We start from the raw sequence: 15,398 nt of genomic DNA, 5'->3' as shown, positions 1-15,398 counted from the left end.
GGCGATTGGCGCCATCAGGGTCGGTGCATGGATTCCGCTCCCGCGTCGCTCGGTCACGCAGCAGCCTGGTCGAAGCTGCTGGAGACGTACCCCTCTCGGCCTGCTGACAGCAATCAGGTTCCGCCGTCCCTGGGCTGCCTGATCGAGGCGGCCCGCCACGAAGCCATGCTCGGTGCGATGTACCCCTGGGTGTCGATGGAACAGTTGAGTGTGTCTGCAGGGGACAGCTGGGGAGAGTGGGGGCATGCCCTGCTCCCGGCAATGTTCGCCCGTCCCGACGGGTACGAGGTGGTGGGTCACGACCGGCGGGGAGACGTTGTCCGGCTGACGACGCCCGATCCGGCGAAGGCCGCCGCGTTCGCAGCCAGTCTGGTGCGCACCGATGACGCCGTAGGGCTGAAGGAGCCGCACGCATGGGCGTCCGAGGTGGAGCGGGTTCTGCGGGAGACGGGCTGGCATCCCGGACGGGCTGTCGATACGAGCGGCTGGAAGCAACAAATGGAGCAGGACGGCTTCCGCTCTCATGCCGCTGCCGAGGACTTCCTGCGCGAGTTCGGCGGTCTGGCGGTCGAGCATGGTGGTGCCGGCATCACGCGCGCGCGGGAACCCTTCGATCTGGACCCGCTCGTGGCGCTGGGCGAGGCCGACCGCTTCAGCGAGTGGGGGGAGGAGATCGGCCACCACCTCTTCCCGGTGGGAGAACTCGCCCGCGGTCACGCGTTCCTCGGCCTGGACGAGGACGGTGAACTGTACGTCGTCGCCGACTGGCTGGCCCGCTTCGGCCGTATGCCCGAGGCCATGGAGAACCTCGTTCTCGGTGTCATGCCCGTTCGCATGCCCGCCTCCGAATAGACCGGGCCGCAGGAGAACCGCCCCGAGCCGCCGGCACGACCGAGGAGCGCTGTGTCGGCCAGCGGACCGACACAGCGCTCACGGGCCTCCACTCAGGACGCCGCAGCATTCCTGAATGCGGTGAGGAGCGACCTGGCGCGGTTCCGGAAGGCTTCGTCCTGGCGGATGATGCGGTTCTCGGCTCCCGAGCGGACCACCCGGGCGTCGCCGTCGGCGAGGACCCCAAGCCGGCGCAGGTGGTCGTTGTTCAAGGCGGCGCTTCCGAGGGCTTCCAGGGCGTCGCAGGCCCCCACCGGATCGGCGTCCGACTCGGCGGACGCCAGGGCGGCGGAGGCGAGCGCGGCATGGTCCAGAGCAGCAGGGTCCGCAACAGCTACGAGGGCCAGCACCACGGCCGGCGCCTGCACCGGATCGTCGAGGGCCGCCTCCAGCCTGGCGGTGAGCGAACGACCGGCAGGGCCGAGGAGCGCGGTCGCCCGGGCGGCTCTCGCCACCGACCAGCGGGTCCACTGGCTCTGCGCGGCGCGGTCGAAGACCGACGCAAGGACGGCGACGACAGGTTCCGGGTCCCCCGTGACGCGCCACAGGGCTTCGGCGAGGGCCGTGTCCGTGTCCAGCGCGGGCGTGGTGTCCTTGGCCGGGTCACTGAGCGCCCCGCGCAGGAGCGGCGCTAGGACCACTCCCCGGGGACCAAGTACGGCAGCGATCCTGGCGGCGTCACGCAGGTCTCGGCCGCCACGGCCGAGTTCCTGTTCGAGGCATCGCAGCAGCGGTGCGGGATCGTCCGTGAGGTCGTACAGGGCCTTCGCCGCCGGGAGGACGTTCCCTTGGACTGCCGTACGCAGCGCGGCAAGGGCCATGTCGCGATCGGACGGAGCGCAGTCCGCCACGACGGAGACGAGGGCACGTGAGGCTTGGGCAGGAAAGTGCGGGACCGCTGCACACAGCTCGGGCAGCGCAGCCGCCGCCTCGGCGCCCCACCCGGCCAACAGACTGGTCAGCTGCCATGGTTCGTTGCCGCTGAGCGCCGCGGGCCGGGAGAGGCGGGAGCGAACAGCATCGAGGAGTTGCCTGTCGAACGGGAAGGCCGCGCTCTCCACGTCCCACAAGCCGGTCGCCGCGTCGAGGGCACGCGGGCGGCGCCCAAGGCCGGCGGCGAGGAGCGGGGCAGCCTGCTCGGGTGCGACGAGCACGAGTGCGGCCAGAGCACGGTCGGCGTGATCGTCCTCCCGGTCCAGGTTCCGTCCGGCGAGAGGGGCGAGCACGGCCGCAGCAGGTTCGGCAGCGTGGGCCAGCCGCTCCAAGAGAGACGCCATGTCCACCACTGCCTTGTCGTCGAAGGCCGCCGCACGCAGGCTCTCCACCAACTGCTGCGGGGCACTGCGCGAGAGCATGCAGGCGCGGTCGGCCGCCCAGGCGCCTTCGGCCCGGACCTCGGCCCGGCTATCGCGCAGGGCCGCGTCGACCAGGGCGAATGCTGCCTCCCGCTCCAGTCCGCGATCCCGGCCCAGGAGGGTTTCGACGACGGCGGCCAGTGGCTCGCCGCGTTCGAGGTCGAAGTCGGAACGCAAGGAGTCGGCGGGCAGGAGCGACAGCATCGTCGTGTGCAGGGAATCAGTCCACGAAGCGTCCGCATCGAGACAGGCGAAGAGGGCGGCCAGCCGCACCACGGCAGGCTGGGACGGGTCCAGGACGGAAGCCGCCTCAACCACTCCGCGCTGCGGGTCGAGCCGAGCGATCCCGGCCAGGACCTCGGCCCGCACGGCGGGCTCTGTCTCCTCCGCCCAGCGGATCCCCAGCGCGGGCAGGACGGTTCTGCCTGCGCGGGTGTGCGAAACCGCCCAGGCGGCGGTCCGCCGGACGTCCGGCTCGGCGTCGGCCAGCAACGGCAGAAGCAGCTCCAACTGCGCGGCCACGGCCGCCCGAACACCACCCGGTGCCACGCCGTACTCGTCCTCGCTCTCGGCCATGCCACCGAGCAACCCGAGGACGTCAGCCGTACGGTGGCCGGCCGCCGCGATCCTGGCGAGGAACGGCACCGCTTCCGCGCTGGCCGCGTAGACCGTCCCCTGATGCAGCACGCTTCCATACAGCTCCGACAGCGCTTCGGACGCCGCAGCGGCGTCCGTACCTGTCAGAGCCCGAAGCAAGTCAGGAACGTCCTCCGCGCTGCCGTACGCGTGGGAGGAGGAGGCCCAGGGCAAAGCGTCCAGGTCGTCGAGCGGGTGTGCGAGATCCATGCGGGGCATGGTGCCAGCCGCCTCTGACAGAGCCTCCCCGCAGCCAGCTGCAAGGCTCATCAGGCACCCTTCCAGCTGGTTGAAGTGATCGGCCGCGTCACACGACGGCACATCGCACAGAACAGCCTTCAAGGCGCGGCTCCGTCGGCAACGCGCGATAAGCATCGTGTCGAGAAGTCACCTTGCCCGAGCACCTCTCGCCGAAGAGGCTGCGGCACGGGTAAGACCGATGCTCGAAGGCAGCCGCGGACCGGGCAGTGCCTGGGGGCCTTCGATGCGTTGCTGGAGTTCGGCGATCTGCCCGGTGATGCAGCGGGCGTAGGTGGAGAGCAGGACGGGGACGCTGTTGCCGGCCCATTCGGCGACCTGGGCGGGCGGGATGCCGTTGTTGAGCCAGGTCGTCAGGCAGGTGTGCCGGAGGTCGTATACGCGCTTCCCGACAGGCGACTTGAACTCGTGCTCGGGCAGGACGGCCTTGCGGGCCTTGGCCCAGATCCGTCGGTAGACGGAGCCGGCCAGGAGACCGCCCTTCTCTCCGGGGAAGAGCAGGCCACCGGGCTTGAGTTGCTCGCGTGCGATCAGGTCCCGGAGGCTCGCGACCAAGTCGGGGTGGACGGGGACAGCGCGGGTGTCTCCGGATGCGCGGCCCTTGAGGTTACGGGTCTCGTGGACCTCGCCGTCGTCGGTCCAGTGGCTGCCGACCTCGGGCTCTGCCGTGTGGACGCGGAGCTCGCCCCAGCCGGTCGCCGGGAGGACGGCGTCCTCGACTCGCAGGGCGACCGCTTCCTCTGGGCGCAGGCCGGCGTAGTACAGGGTCGCGAAGAACACGGTGAGCCGATGGCCGGTGCGAGGGCGGGCGGCGATCCAGACGAGCAGGGCGGCCACCTGGTGGGGGTTGAGGAGGGATCGCTTGTCGACTGCGGCGGAGGTCTTCGGGGCGGCGTTCTCCTCCTTCCCCTTGGGCATGGGGTTGGCCCGAAGGACGTTCTGGCGGACGGCGTGGCGCAGGACCACGTTGAGGATGCGGCGGTAGCGCTTGGCAGAGCTGGCGGCGGCCGGCGTGCCGTCGAGGACGGTGTCGAGGGCATGGAGGACGGCATCGACGTGCTTAGTGTCCTCCCAAGCGCTCATCGGGAGCGAGTTGCGCCGGATCCAGGCCAGGATCGCCCGGTACTCGGACGGGGCTTCCTCCCGGCGGTTCTTGTTGAAGGCGTACTCACGCAGCGCCTTGCGGACGTCCACGCCCTCGTACTGGACGGGCTCGACCCGGAGGAGTGCGAGCGTGGCCTTGGTCAGGGCTTTGGCGGTGCTGATGCGGTTGTTCGCCGAAATGCGGGACCACTTCATGTCGACGTACTGGAGGGCGAAGTCGTACCAGGTGATCTCGGTGGACGGCGCGGCATGGGAGACAGGCCGGCCGGTGTCCTGGTCGAAGGGCTCGCCATTGTTGGCGGCGACGAGCAGGGTGGCGCGGAAGGACTCGGCAAGCGCGCTCTTCTTGAACGTCTCGCCGTGCCGCCGGCCATCGACCGACCAACGGACGGTGTAGGTGGAGCCACGCTTCCCCTCGTAGACCTCCGTCTTGTAGAAGCGGACCTTGTAGGACCGAACAGTCACGCAGCGGCCTCACAGTCGCTGAGCCAGTTCTCCAGGTCGCTGCGGCGGATACGCAGGCTGCCGTTCGGGAGTTTCACGCACCGAGGTGCGCGTCCTTTCTGACGCCAGTCATAGAAAGTCGACCGGGAAATCCGCAGCTCATTGCAGAGCTCGTCGACGGTGAGCTTTTCCTCGGAGCGGCGGGTGGCAGATATCGGGGATCGGCGCAAGGTTTCTCTCTCGGGAAAAGGGCATGGCTCTGGCAGGGACCGGATCGACGAGCGTTCCGGGATCCACAATCATCCGGAGAATCCCCGGTTAGGCTAACCGGGGATCGTCGCCTATATTTCGCCCAGCCCGGCCGCCCTCGGGGACGTGAGCGCGCCGGCGAGAAGGGCCTGGGGCGCGATTCCAAGGGCTGCAGCGATGGCGACGAGGTCGTCGATGTCGCAGCGGCGGACGGTGCGTTCGATGCGGGAGAGCGCGGTGAAGGTCATGGGCCGGCCCAGTGCCGTGACGCGGGCGGCGAGCTGACGCTGGGAGTAGCCGCGGGCGGTACGGGTGCGTTCGATGGCGTGAGCGGCGGCGTGTCCAGCGGATCCGATGGCGAGGGGGCGTGGCGGCATAGGTGGTGTTGTAGCTTGCGCGCCGGCCGGTCCGGAAGGGCATTCCTGTCTGCCGTGAGCGATGCGGATCGCACGGCAATTTCCGGCGGCGATTTCGCCGACCGGGAATCCGGCCCTACAGTGACCGGACTCGCCGACGCGGTATGCCGACGAGTTGTTCGGAATTCCTGAGCTAAGTCTGGACTTCTGCGCACCAGGTGTGGCTGTGTTGGCCATGCACCCCGGCGATGCCGGATTCCCCCACCCCCTCCTGAAAGGCGGTCGATCGCCATCGCCCGTATCCGCACCATCAAGCCCGAGGCGTTCTCGTCCGAGTCCCTCGCGGCGGTGTCGCTGTCCGCCGAGCGGACCTTCTTCGGGCTGCTCACCCAGGCCGACGACCAGGGCCGGTTCCGCGACCAGGCCGCCGTCATCGCCGGCCAACTGTGGTCGCTGCGCCGCGAGCACGGCCCGGAGGCGGTCGAGGAAGACCTCATCCAGCTCGATGACGCCGGGCTGATCTGCCGCTACGAGGGCGAGGACGGCAAGCGGTACCTGCACATCGTCACCTTCGCCAAGCACCAGAAGATCAACCGGCCCAGCGGCATCCGGAACCCCGAGTGCCCGCACCACGATCTCGGCATTCCGCGTGAGCCCTCACCGCAGGTTCAGGGAACCATCGCGGAGACTTCCACGAGTCGTCCGGGAGGACTCACGGAGCCCTCCGTGAACGACGAATCCGCAGGTCAGAGCCGATTCCGTGAACACTCGCCGCACCCTCACGGAGGGCTCACCGAGCCCTCCGTGAGCCCTCACCATCCGGATCTAGGACCTAGGAACAGGGATCTAGGATCTACCCCGTTGGGGGGCGCGAGCGCCCCCGCACCCGACTCGGTCTCGACGAAGGACCTGATCGGCGAGTACGCCGCCGGGTGCGCCCACCGCCCGCCGCAGGGCGTGCTCGGCCACCTCGGCCGCGAGGTGAAAAAGCTCCTGGACGAGGGCATCTCCCCGAACCACATCCGCGCGGGCCTCGACCTCCAGCGTGCCAAGGGCCTGCACCCCAGCACTCTGCCCAGCCTCGTGCACGAGGCGATGAACGCCACCCCGGCCGCCGCCGCTCCCCACCAGGCGTGGACCAACCCCACCAACACCGCTGCCGCCTACGGAGGTGAACTCTGACCGCCACCCTCGCCCGTGATCCGCAGCAGCCCGCCCGGATCACCAGCAGACTCGGCGACATCCTCTCCGAACGCGGCATAGCCCCCGACACCGCCGCCCAGGAGCCGACGCCCGAGCCGGTCACCGCGCTGCAACTGGCCGAAGCCCGTATCCCCGCCCGCTACCGGCATGCCCTCGCCGACCATCCCGAGGTCGTCGCTTGGGCGGACGAGATCGCCCGCGCCGGACGCCCCGGCCCAGCCGGCGCGCCAGGAATCGCGGAGGGTCCCTCGCTGCGGATCGTCGGCCCGACGGGCACCGGCAAGACCCACCAGGCATACGGAGCCATCCGCAGCCTGCTGGCCGCTGGGGTCCGCCTGCGCTGGGAAGCAGTCACCGCTGCCGACCTGTACGCCCGCCTGCGCCCGCGCCCTGGCTTCGACAGCGAGCGTGATCTGCAGAGCCTGATGCGCTGCCCGCTGCTGCTCCTGGACGACCTCGGCGCGGCGAAGACCAGCGAGTGGACCGAGGAGCTCACCTACCGGCTGATCAACCACCGGTACGAGTACCTGCGTCCCACCCTGATCACCAGCAACCTCACCACCGACGCCCTGCGGGCGGCCCTCGGCGACCGCGTCGCCTCCCGCCTGGCACAGATGACCGAACGCGTCACCCTCGAAGGGCCGGACCGCCGCCGTCCCAGGCCCGCCGCCTGACGCCCACCGCTACGTCGCGGCCCCTCTCCCGGCCGTCCGGCCCCATCTCCACGGACGCCTCGCCACCACACCCACACCCTGCCCTGCCCTGCCCTGCCCTGCCCTGCCCTGGAGCATCTCCGCTTGACCACGTCATCCTCTGCCCCGCACCCCGCCGACCGGTACACCCTCCTCGCCGCCGGGGCGGTGATCCTCACCCTTACCGCTGCCGGATTCTGGCTCTCCTACGCACACCTCGCCGAGGTCGCCGGAGACCACGGCCTCGGCAACTCCCCCGCCCGCATGTGGGCCTGGCCCGCCACCCTCGATGCCTTCATCGTCGCCGGCGAACTCCTCATGCTCCGGGCCGGCCTGCGCCGCCGACCCGACGGCTGGGCCATCGCCATCACCGCCACCGGCTCCCTCGGCTCCATCGCCCTCAACGTCGCCGGCGTCGCCGGCACCCGCGACCCCGCCGACGTCCCCCTCCTCGACTACGTCGTCGCCGCCGTACCCCCGACCGCAGCCCTCCTCGCCTTCGGCGTCCTCATGCGCCAGATCCACCAGCACCTCGCGCAGCCGAACCGTGAGGTCGCCCCTGGCCACCTCCGGGCAACCGGAGCTGCAGTCACCGAGCACCCGTGGGAAGGGGAGCGTCCCCGCCCGCATCCCGTCGCCACCCCGTCCGCCGCCGAAGACACAGACCGCGCCGCCGAGGCAGCCGCGTCCGACGAGCCCCCGGTACGTCCGCGCAAGGTAGGCCGTCCCCCGACCGGAGACCTCGACGAGTTCGTCCGAATCGTCGAGCAGATGGAGGGCGAGCAGACCCGGAAGACCGTCCGGAATGCCCTCCGCACGGCCGGTCACACCATCAGCAACGAGCGCCTCACGGAACTCCAAAAGCTCCTCGGCGGGACAGAGTCACCGAGGGGCCGTCCGAAATCCCCGCAGACCACTGACCGGAAATAACCGCAGGTCAACACACTTCCGGTTGGTCCGAGTCCCTACGGCCCGGACCGACCGGTCCGCCCCCCTCCACATTTCCGGACAGCCTCCCGCCCCGTCGAGACATCCACGAACCGCGGACTGGCCCCTCCCGCCGTCCCACCGAAGGATCCCCACATGACACCCGCCCCGCAGCACCCCACCCCTGCCACGACGATCCCGTCCCAGCCGAGCGACCGGCCCGTCCCGCCGCAGATGCCCGTCAGTCCTGCCCGAGGCGGAGCAAGTTGGGGCGGAAGCAGCGCTTCCGCCGTACCCGCCCCCGATGGGGCGGGAGAGGACCTGCACCAGGGGGCGCAGGTCCTGGAGGCTTCGACCGAGGGCGGATCGAAGCCGGGGGAAGAGCAGATGCCGAAGTCCCGCCGTCGCGAGCGTCGTGTCCGCCAGCGTCCGCGTCAGCCGCCTGCGAAGAAGCGCCGTCATCAGCACTCGACGCGCTTCAACGACGATGAGTACGCGCTCGTCGCCACCGCCGCCGCCCAGTGCAACCTGACCGTCGCCGGCTTCCTCGCCCGTGCCGCCCTCGCAGCAGCCCGCGACCTCGATCGCACCAACGCCGAGATTGCCACCGAGCGCGACATGCTTACCGCGCTGTTCGACAGCCGGCGCAAGCTCGGCTGGGCCGGCAGCAACCTCAACCAGGCCGTGAAAGCCCTCAACTCCGGCGCGGACGCACCTCAACTGGAGTCCACCGCCACGGCGGTTCGCCAAGCTGCCGACGCCGTGCACGCCGCCGCGACCAGCATCCTCGAACGACAGCAGGCTGCGTGATCCCCAGCATCAACCCGCCCGGCGACCGGACCCTCGGCCTGCTCTCCTACCTCTACGGCCCCGGCAAGCGCGAGGAGCACGTCGACCCGCACCTCGTCGCCTCGTTCGACGGCATGGCCCCCGACCCCGGCCGCGACCCGAACACCACACTGAAGGCCCTCCAGCAGCTCCTGGACCAGCCCGTCCAAGCGCTGCCGGAGCACGCCCGCCCCGCCAGGCACGTCTGGCACACCTCCGTCCGCACCGCGCCCGGCGACTGGCCACTGTCCGACGAGGAATGGGCCGAGGTGGCCCACCGAATCGTCGCCGCCACCGGCATCGACCCGGGCGAGGGGCAGCCCGGCTGCCGCTGGGCCGCCGTACGGCACGCGGACGACCACATCCACATCGTCGCCACCCTCGTGTGCGAGGACGGCACCAGGCCCGACGACTTCCGCTCCGGCAAACGCGCCCAGGCCGAGGCCCGGCTCATCGAAAAGGAGCTCGGCCTGCACCAGGTCGCCCCCGGCGACGGCACCGCCGCCCAGCGCCCCACCAGCGCCGAACAACACAAAGCCGAACGACAGGGCCGCGAGCGCACCGCCCGAGAGGAACTCCGCGAGACCGTACGACGCGCCGTGGCCGGCGCGACCGACGACGAGGAGTTCTTCGACCGCTTGGCAGCCGCCGGCCTCCTGGTGAAGAAGCGCGTCGCTCCCTCCGGTGATCTGCTCGGGTACAAGGTCGCGCTTCCCGACGACCGCAACAAGGACGGCGAGCCCGTCTACTACCCCGGCGCCCGCCTTGCCCCTGACCTCTCCCTGCCCCGCATCCGCGAACGCTGGTCCATGGGCAGCCCAAGCCTCCGCCGTCTGCCAGGCCGACGGCACCGGCCGCCGCACGACGGCGTGCGACAGCTGCGCTCTCAGATGCGGTCCTCGTCGTCCACAGCGGCGAGGACGCCGTCGCTGCCGCGCACATCACCGCCGCCGGAGAGATCCTCGACGCGCTCGCCAAGACCTCCGCCGCCCACACCCGCTACCAACTACGAGAAGCCGCCGGGGCATTCGAGCGTGCCACCCGCTCCCACATCCGCGCCGCACGCGGACACGACCAGGCATTGCGGCAGGCCGCTCGCGAGCTCGTCAACGGCGGGGCCGCCCTCGGCCGCGGCGAGGACGGCGCCACCACGGCCATGGCGATCGACATGCTGTTCTTCCTGATCACCGCCGCCGCGCACTGGCACGCCAGGAAGGGCCACGCCCAACAGGCAGAAGCAGCCCACCGGGCCGCCGAGCACCTGCGCGTCGCCTACCAAGTCGCCGCCGACCAGCCGCTCGCCGTCCTGCATCAGCGCGGCCGAAACCTCGCCCGCTCGCTGGTGGAGAGACACGCCGCCGCCCTGCGGGCGGCAATGCCCGAGCTGGCTGAACAGGTACTGGCTGAGCCCGGCTGGCCGTCTCTCGCCACCACACTCGCTGACGCCGAGGCCGCCGGCCACACCTCCGCCGACCTTCTTGCCGACGTGGCAGGACGCCGCGAGCTGGGCACCGCAGAGTCAGTCAGCGACGTGCTGGTGTGGCGCGTACGACGGATGGCCAATCTGCCTGCCGACCCGTATCCCGGGTACGTGGCCGATGCCGGCGCCAAGCGTGAATCTGCTGCGCCACGGACAGCCGAGGCGCTGGGAATCAGCACTGCGAACGGGCCCCTCCGACGACGCTAAGCCGCAGGTCGAACAGCGGAACATAGCCGAGAATCCCCGGTTAGCCTAACCGGGGATTCTCCGCACCATGGACCTATCAGCACCCACCCCACCATGTGAGGAGAACACCCATGCCCGAAACCGATTCCTACCTCCGCGCCGACGTCTTCACCCTGCTCATCGACACGGACTTCCGGCTCCATCCCGACACTGGCACCTTCTGCCACTTCGACGGCCGCCCCTTCACCAACGAGGAACAGGCCACCGTCCTCCTGGCCAACCGGGACGAGCTCGAAGCAACCCTCGAGGTCCGTCTCCTCATCGACACGGAGGTCCAGAAGAAGGTGGGCATCGCCGGACTGAACATCGTCCTGGCCCCATACGACGACCAGCACGACGAGGACTTCACGCTCGGAGACGTGATCAGCCACGTGTCCCACGAAGGCCCCTCCGACATCGAGCGCCTCGCCTACGTGATGAACGGCTTCGTCCCCGACAGGCAGTGACACCAGCCCCAGGGACCTGAGCCCACAGCACCGATCGACCCGATGGTGGGCTCACCTGGGAACCTCGCACAACACAACGGCGGCCGGGATCATCCCCGGCTGCCGTTCGTGTCAGAGGCACCCCAGGCCAATCGACCATCCCACGGCCTCGCTTGTCAGCGGCGAACATCCTGAGACAGCAACGAAAGCGCCTCCTCCCACCGGAAACGATCCGCTCCGCCGCCCGCCTTCGGCTGGTGAGGCTTGTACGACCCGACCATCACGCCCATCTCCCGCAGCTGGTCCAGGCTCCGGCCGTACGCGGGGTGGGCGGCCATGGCGGCGTTCACGTACGGCAGGACCACGGTCGGGATCCCCATCCCGTACGCCTCGCACAGGATGCCCAGCGCGAGAGTGTCGGCGACGCCGGCGGCCCACTTGTTGACGGTGTTGAACGTGGCCGGCGCGACGGCGATGGCGTCGGCGGGTGGCAGCGGCCGCGGGTCACCGGGGCTGCGCCACGCGGACCGGATCGGGTAGCCCGTCTGTTGGGTGATCGCCTCGGTGTCGAGGAAGCCGAGCCCTTGGGGTGTGGCCACGACACCCACGTCCCAGCCCTGAGCTTGCGCGACAGTGATCAGCTGGTGGGCGTCGCCCGCGATGCCGGCGGCGCAGACGACGACGTACAGGAAGGGCTTCGTCGGCTGGTTGTTCACCACCTGTCTCCCCCGTCGGTGGCCAGGAGGTTTGCTGCTTCTTCGGCACAGCCCCACGAGAGCGTGACGCCGGCGCCTCCATGCCCATAGTTGTGCACGATCAGGTTGTCGCCATCCTGCCGCTCCGACTCGACACGGACGGCGGCGCGGGTCGGCCGGGCACCGATCCGGTGCTCCAGGACGCGGGCCCCGGCAAGGCGGGGCTCGACCTCCGTACAGCGGGCCAAGATACCGGCTGCCGCCTTTTCGTCTGGGGCGACGTCGCCTTCGCCATCGATGGCTGTGCCGCCGAGGACGACGGTGTCGCCGTGAGGGTAGAAGCACAGCAGGTCCGGTGAGAGGCCGGTGTCCTCGGAGAAGAACTCGGTCAGCCCTGGGTTGATGACGACGACGTGCTGGCCGCGGATGGGTCGAAGGTCCGGGTCCGGGGCCAGGTCCTTGGCGCCCAGTCCGGCGCAGTTGACGATCACGGGGGCCGGGCCGGCGTCCGTGATCGAGTCCAGGCGTCGCCGCTCGACCGTTCCTCCAGCAGCATCGAGCCGGCGCAGGAGGTAGCCGAGGTAAGCGGGCATGTCGATGAGTGGCACGGTGAACCGGTAGCCCGCAGTGAAGCCAGTCGGTAGCTCGGCCGACTCGCACGGCCGGAAGCTGGGCAGAGTAGTGGCCCAGTCTGGCGGGGCCTCGGCCGTGCGGGACGCCTCGATGCCGCTGGTGAGGCGGACACCTGTGCCGGGGTCGTCCGCCAGCTCGCGGAAGACCTCCAGGGACCGCTGACCCCAGTGGTCAACCTTGTCCTTCGGTTCAACCAGGTACGGCCCCCACATAGCCCCCGCTGCCAGCGACGTGACGCCAGGCACCTGCTCGGCGATCACGTGCACCGAAGCGCCGGCCTCGGCGAGAACGACGGCGGTGGTGAGCCCTGCCACCCCAGCCCCGACAACGACAACGCGCTCCCCTGCGGTCATGATCCCGACCCTAACGGCCAGGTGGCGTCGACGGTACGTGCTCGGCGAGGGCGTGCTCCAGGCCGTCAGGAAGTTGCGCACCTGGGAGTTGCGCTGTCGACGGCGTAGATCTGCGACGAACTGGTAGAGGGGGTAGCGCTGCGAAGTGAGCGCACGGCCGTGGCGCTGCCTGAGCGGTGCGCTGTTAGGGCGCGGTCAGGAGCCGAAGGCGGGACGACGTGGAGGGGGAACCGTGCCCAGCAGTTCCCACAGCGGCACGGAGCCGGCCGCCCACTCGGCCAGGAGCTCACGATCCACCAGGTGAAGTCGCTGCGAACGGGCGAAGGCAACGGCCTTGCTCGTGAAGCGGCCGTTGGTGACCAGCACGACGACATCGCCGTGGTGGACGGGGCGTCCGGTGCCATTGAGAACATGCAGGTCCGGAGTCCCCACCGCGGCGCCTGCCAGACCGGCCTTACGATGCTTGCACTGGATGACCCACAGGCGGCCGAAGGGATCAGTAGCCTTCACGTCGGCGCCGTTGTCGCCAGCCCCGCCAACCCGGATCGTCCGCGGACAGCCATCGCGGCGCATCAAATCCCGTACGGCCTCCTCGAACTGCCGGTGATGCAGGGCATCGATCTGCGGCAGCGCGTAACGCAGCCCCTGGTCCCGCGCCCGGTTTCGCCGGGTGGTCTCCCGAATCCGATGCACCCCAACCGCGCCGGCCGTCACAGCGGCCAGCAAGAGCACGATCAACATCCAGGGGTGTGCGGCCAACCAGCGCAGGGCACCGGCGACCAGGCTCCACACCACTGCGAAAAGCAGAAGAAGCAGGCCTGCCCGCTCCCAGCCGGAGGTCTGCCTCGTAGTACGGCGCGCCGCACCACGCCTGGACGCGGGCCGACGGCGGGAAGCCGATGGTGAACGGGGACGGCGGCCGCCCTGGCGAGGCCGCGTGCTCATGATCCGGCCTGTGAGATGCCACGTACCAGCTGACCGATCCCGTTGAAGATGCCCTGGCCCACCGGAGTCGGCGCGATCAGAATGCCTAAGGCCAGGACGAGAAACGCGGTATTGCGCTCCTCGAGACGGCTCCTGGCCTGTGTCCTTCGGCGCAGCCTCATCACCACGATGATCGCGAGCAGCACCGCCACGTTGACCGTCATCATGTGCAACCCACTCCCACCCGCCCGCACGTCCCGCACGCTCCCCACGGCGCCCCGGACCAGTGCAGCTGACGATGCACCCGAGCCGCAGGCAGTCGGTGAACGATGGCGAGAACCCCGCCTGACACTGTCTGGATGCCTCCCGGACACCCGTTCCCACGCATCCCAACCATGAGGGGGCAGACTCGGTGATCCTTGTGCCTGGTGGTGCCACGCCCCCGTATCGTCGCTGGCGTGACTCGGACATCCATGACGGACAGGACACAGGTCCCCGCTGATGATCTTGCCACGCTGATCGACCTGTTCGGGCTCGATCACGTGCTGGAGCGCCGCCACCTCGCCGACGGCCTGATGAATGTGAACTGGCGGCTGGACACCCCTGCGGGAAGTTTCGCCCTCAAGCGGATCATGGACGTGCCGCTCGACCGTCTGCGGCGCAACCTCGCCGTGCTGCCCGGGCTTGCCAAGGTCGGCATCCCCGTGGCCGCCCCCATCACAGCCTCTTCGGGCGCTGCGGTCGTCGAGGTCGGCGGCAGAGGGTACTGCCTGTTCCCCTGGGTACCGGGAGAACACATCCGTGGAGTCGACCTTTCCACTGGCCAGGTGGAAGGGCTCGGCGTGCATCTGGCCCGACTCCACGTAGCTCTCCGCCACGCTACCGACGCAGGCCGACTGCCGGCAGTTCCGGATTTGGTGACCGCCGAGGTCGATACACCGGAGCGTGCGGCGGAGAAGGCCGACCGGCTCACCGCATCTGTGCGCGCTAATGCTGCGGCCGAGCCTTTCGACCCAGTGGCCCTCGACGCGATCGCCAAGCGTCGCGTACTGCTCGACGAACACGCACGGTTGCAACCCCAGAGCAATGTTCCTGCGGGGCCACACGGCTGGACGCACGGCGACTTCCAGTACCGGAACCTCCTCTGGGCGGACGGCGAGCTGGTGGCCGTTCTGGACTGGGACCGGCTCGGCGTCCGCCCGTACGCGGAGGAAGTCGTCCGCACGGCGCAGGTGCAGTTCGGGGTGGAGGGCGTCTTCGACCTGGATCGGGTGTCGGCATTCGTGGCCGGGTACCGGTCGGTGAACCCCTTGGAGCCGGCCGAGCTGGGCGATGCCGTGCGTCGTCTGTGGTGGAAGCGGATGACGGACTTCTGGCAGCTCGAATTCCACTACGGCCGGGGCGATCGCTCCTGCGACGAGCTGTTCATCGCCGACGAGGCGCTCCTTCACTGGTGGACGGAGCGGCTCGACGTGGTGGAGCGGGCGTTCGCCGGGTCTGCCTAGATGTATTGCCCTGTGAGGTTGGGGACGCGGCTGGCGGGTGGTTTGCCTGCGAGCGCGGTGTGTCCGCGGTGGTGATTGTAGGTGTGCAGCCAGTCGGGGAAGGCGTCGCGTCGTTCCTGTTCTGAGTGGTAGGGGCGGGCGTAGGCCCACTCGTCGAGCAGGGTGCGGTTGAGGCGTTCGACCTTGCCGTTGGT

The 15,398-nt window shown here is 69.9% G+C and carries 16 protein-coding genes and 1 pseudogene; 8 read left to right on the top strand and 9 right to left on the bottom strand.

Annotation, left to right across the window (positions count from 1 at the left end; genetic code table 11):
• Nucleotides 1–27 precede the first annotated feature (27 nt).
• Nucleotides 28–852: an SUKH-3 domain-containing protein gene (locus ACWFR1_RS04220; protein ID WP_453546260.1), complete on the top strand. Its 825-nt coding sequence runs from the start codon at nucleotides 28–30 to the stop codon at nucleotides 850–852.
• A 92-nt stretch (nucleotides 853–944) separates the two neighbouring features.
• Here the strand turns inward: ACWFR1_RS04220 and ACWFR1_RS04215 are convergent, their stop codons facing one another.
• From ACWFR1_RS04215 to ACWFR1_RS04200, 4 genes are all read right to left on the bottom strand, one after another.
• Entirely contained in the window at nucleotides 945–3,092 is a 2,148-nt protein-coding gene (locus ACWFR1_RS04215; RefSeq protein WP_453546258.1) for a hypothetical protein, read from the bottom strand.
• A 177-nt stretch (nucleotides 3,093–3,269) separates the two neighbouring features.
• Nucleotides 3,270–4,709 (bottom strand): tyrosine-type recombinase/integrase, encoded by a 1,440-nt coding sequence (locus ACWFR1_RS04210; RefSeq protein WP_453546256.1) that lies wholly within the window; start codon nucleotides 4,707–4,709, stop codon nucleotides 3,270–3,272.
• The gene (locus tag ACWFR1_RS04205) at nucleotides 4,706–4,918 is read right to left on the bottom strand and encodes a helix-turn-helix transcriptional regulator (RefSeq protein ID WP_453546254.1); all 213 of its coding nucleotides are present in this window, start codon (nucleotides 4,916–4,918) and stop codon (nucleotides 4,706–4,708) included. Before ACWFR1_RS04205 ends, ACWFR1_RS04210 begins: the two co-directional genes overlap by 4 nt.
• 111 nt (nucleotides 4,919–5,029) lie before the next feature.
• The gene (locus ACWFR1_RS04200; protein WP_317595260.1) at nucleotides 5,030–5,314 is read right to left on the bottom strand and encodes a helix-turn-helix domain-containing protein; all 285 of its coding nucleotides are present in this window, start codon (nucleotides 5,312–5,314) and stop codon (nucleotides 5,030–5,032) included.
• A 270-nt stretch (nucleotides 5,315–5,584) separates the two neighbouring features.
• Between ACWFR1_RS04200 and ACWFR1_RS04195 the strand changes: the two genes are divergently transcribed.
• The 6 genes and pseudogenes from ACWFR1_RS04195 to ACWFR1_RS04170 all read left to right on the top strand — a co-directional run bounded on the left by ACWFR1_RS04195 (nucleotide 5,585) and on the right by ACWFR1_RS04170 (nucleotide 11,115).
• Nucleotides 5,585–6,475, top strand: a complete 891-nt coding sequence (locus ACWFR1_RS04195) for a hypothetical protein (RefSeq protein ID WP_453546569.1) — start codon at nucleotides 5,585–5,587, stop codon at nucleotides 6,473–6,475.
• The gene (locus tag ACWFR1_RS04190; protein WP_453546567.1) at nucleotides 6,472–7,170 is read left to right on the top strand and encodes an ATP-binding protein; all 699 of its coding nucleotides are present in this window, start codon (nucleotides 6,472–6,474) and stop codon (nucleotides 7,168–7,170) included. The genes ACWFR1_RS04195 and ACWFR1_RS04190 overlap by 4 nt, the downstream gene beginning before the upstream one ends.
• Nucleotides 7,171–7,293: 123 nt before the next feature.
• Nucleotides 7,294–8,118: a DUF2637 domain-containing protein gene (locus ACWFR1_RS04185; protein WP_453546252.1), complete on the top strand. Its 825-nt coding sequence runs from the start codon at nucleotides 7,294–7,296 to the stop codon at nucleotides 8,116–8,118.
• 153 nt (nucleotides 8,119–8,271) lie between these two features.
• Nucleotides 8,272–8,925 carry a plasmid mobilization protein gene (locus ACWFR1_RS04180; RefSeq protein WP_453546250.1) on the top strand — a complete coding sequence of 218 codons (654 nt, stop codon included), beginning with the start codon at nucleotides 8,272–8,274 and terminating at the stop codon, nucleotides 8,923–8,925.
• A pseudogene (locus ACWFR1_RS04175) lies at nucleotides 8,922–10,630 on the top strand (mobilization protein). The gene ACWFR1_RS04180 and the pseudogene ACWFR1_RS04175 overlap by 4 nt, the downstream one beginning before the upstream one ends.
• A gap of 110 nt (nucleotides 10,631–10,740) precedes the next feature.
• A complete protein-coding gene (locus ACWFR1_RS04170; RefSeq protein ID WP_453546247.1) occupies nucleotides 10,741–11,115 on the top strand; it encodes a hypothetical protein in 375 nt (124 codons plus the stop codon).
• A gap of 155 nt (nucleotides 11,116–11,270) precedes the next feature.
• On the opposite strand, the gene ACWFR1_RS04165 is transcribed toward ACWFR1_RS04170, so the two are convergent.
• The 4 genes from ACWFR1_RS04165 to ACWFR1_RS04150 form a co-directional block, all read right to left on the bottom strand.
• Nucleotides 11,271–11,810 (bottom strand): flavoprotein, encoded by a 540-nt coding sequence (locus tag ACWFR1_RS04165; RefSeq protein WP_453546245.1) that lies wholly within the window; start codon nucleotides 11,808–11,810, stop codon nucleotides 11,271–11,273.
• Nucleotides 11,807–12,775: an FAD-dependent oxidoreductase gene (locus tag ACWFR1_RS04160; RefSeq protein WP_453546243.1), complete on the bottom strand. Its 969-nt coding sequence runs from the start codon at nucleotides 12,773–12,775 to the stop codon at nucleotides 11,807–11,809. Before ACWFR1_RS04160 ends, ACWFR1_RS04165 begins: the two co-directional genes overlap by 4 nt.
• 195 nt (nucleotides 12,776–12,970) lie before the next feature.
• Entirely contained in the window at nucleotides 12,971–13,570 is a 600-nt protein-coding gene (locus ACWFR1_RS04155; RefSeq protein ID WP_453546240.1) for a restriction endonuclease, read from the bottom strand.
• Between the two features lie 146 nt (nucleotides 13,571–13,716).
• Nucleotides 13,717–13,926: a hypothetical protein gene (locus ACWFR1_RS04150; protein WP_317595271.1), complete on the bottom strand. Its 210-nt coding sequence runs from the start codon at nucleotides 13,924–13,926 to the stop codon at nucleotides 13,717–13,719.
• A gap of 192 nt (nucleotides 13,927–14,118) precedes the next feature.
• Here ACWFR1_RS04150 and ACWFR1_RS04145 point away from each other — a divergent pair, with 192 nt between their 5' ends.
• On the top strand, nucleotides 14,119–15,204 hold the full coding sequence (locus ACWFR1_RS04145) for a phosphotransferase (protein ID WP_453546237.1): 1,086 nt from the start codon (nucleotides 14,119–14,121) through the stop codon (nucleotides 15,202–15,204).
• Here the strand turns inward: ACWFR1_RS04145 and ACWFR1_RS04140 are convergent.
• Nucleotides 15,201–15,398, bottom strand: a 198-nt coding sequence (locus tag ACWFR1_RS04140; protein WP_453546234.1) for an integrase core domain-containing protein, incomplete at its 5' end; no start/stop codon positions are given. The two genes, ACWFR1_RS04145 and ACWFR1_RS04140, sit on opposite strands and share 4 nt — an antisense overlap.

Source organism: Streptomyces sp. NPDC055103 (assembly GCF_053607625.1).
This window is presented reverse-complemented; position numbering and strand designations above follow the sequence as displayed.

Excerpts from the sequence above, each read along its gene's own strand:
- ACWFR1_RS04170 (WP_453546247.1), top strand. The coding sequence starts at position 10,741 with ATGCCCGAAACCGATTCCTACCTCCGCGCCGACGTCTTCACCCTGCTC.
- ACWFR1_RS04180 (WP_453546250.1), top strand. The coding sequence starts at position 8,272 with ATGACACCCGCCCCGCAGCACCCCACCCCTGCCACGACGATCCCGTCC.
- ACWFR1_RS04215 (WP_453546258.1), bottom strand. The coding sequence starts at position 3,092 with ATGGATCTCGCACACCCGCTCGACGACCTGGACGCTTTGCCCTGGGCC.
- ACWFR1_RS04220 (WP_453546260.1), top strand. The coding sequence starts at position 28 with ATGGATTCCGCTCCCGCGTCGCTCGGTCACGCAGCAGCCTGGTCGAAG.
- ACWFR1_RS04160 (WP_453546243.1), bottom strand. The coding sequence starts at position 12,775 with ATGACCGCAGGGGAGCGCGTTGTCGTTGTCGGGGCTGGGGTGGCAGGG.
- ACWFR1_RS04150 (WP_317595271.1), bottom strand. The coding sequence starts at position 13,926 with ATGATGACGGTCAACGTGGCGGTGCTGCTCGCGATCATCGTGGTGATG.
- ACWFR1_RS04200 (WP_317595260.1), bottom strand. The coding sequence starts at position 5,314 with ATGCCGCCACGCCCCCTCGCCATCGGATCCGCTGGACACGCCGCCGCT.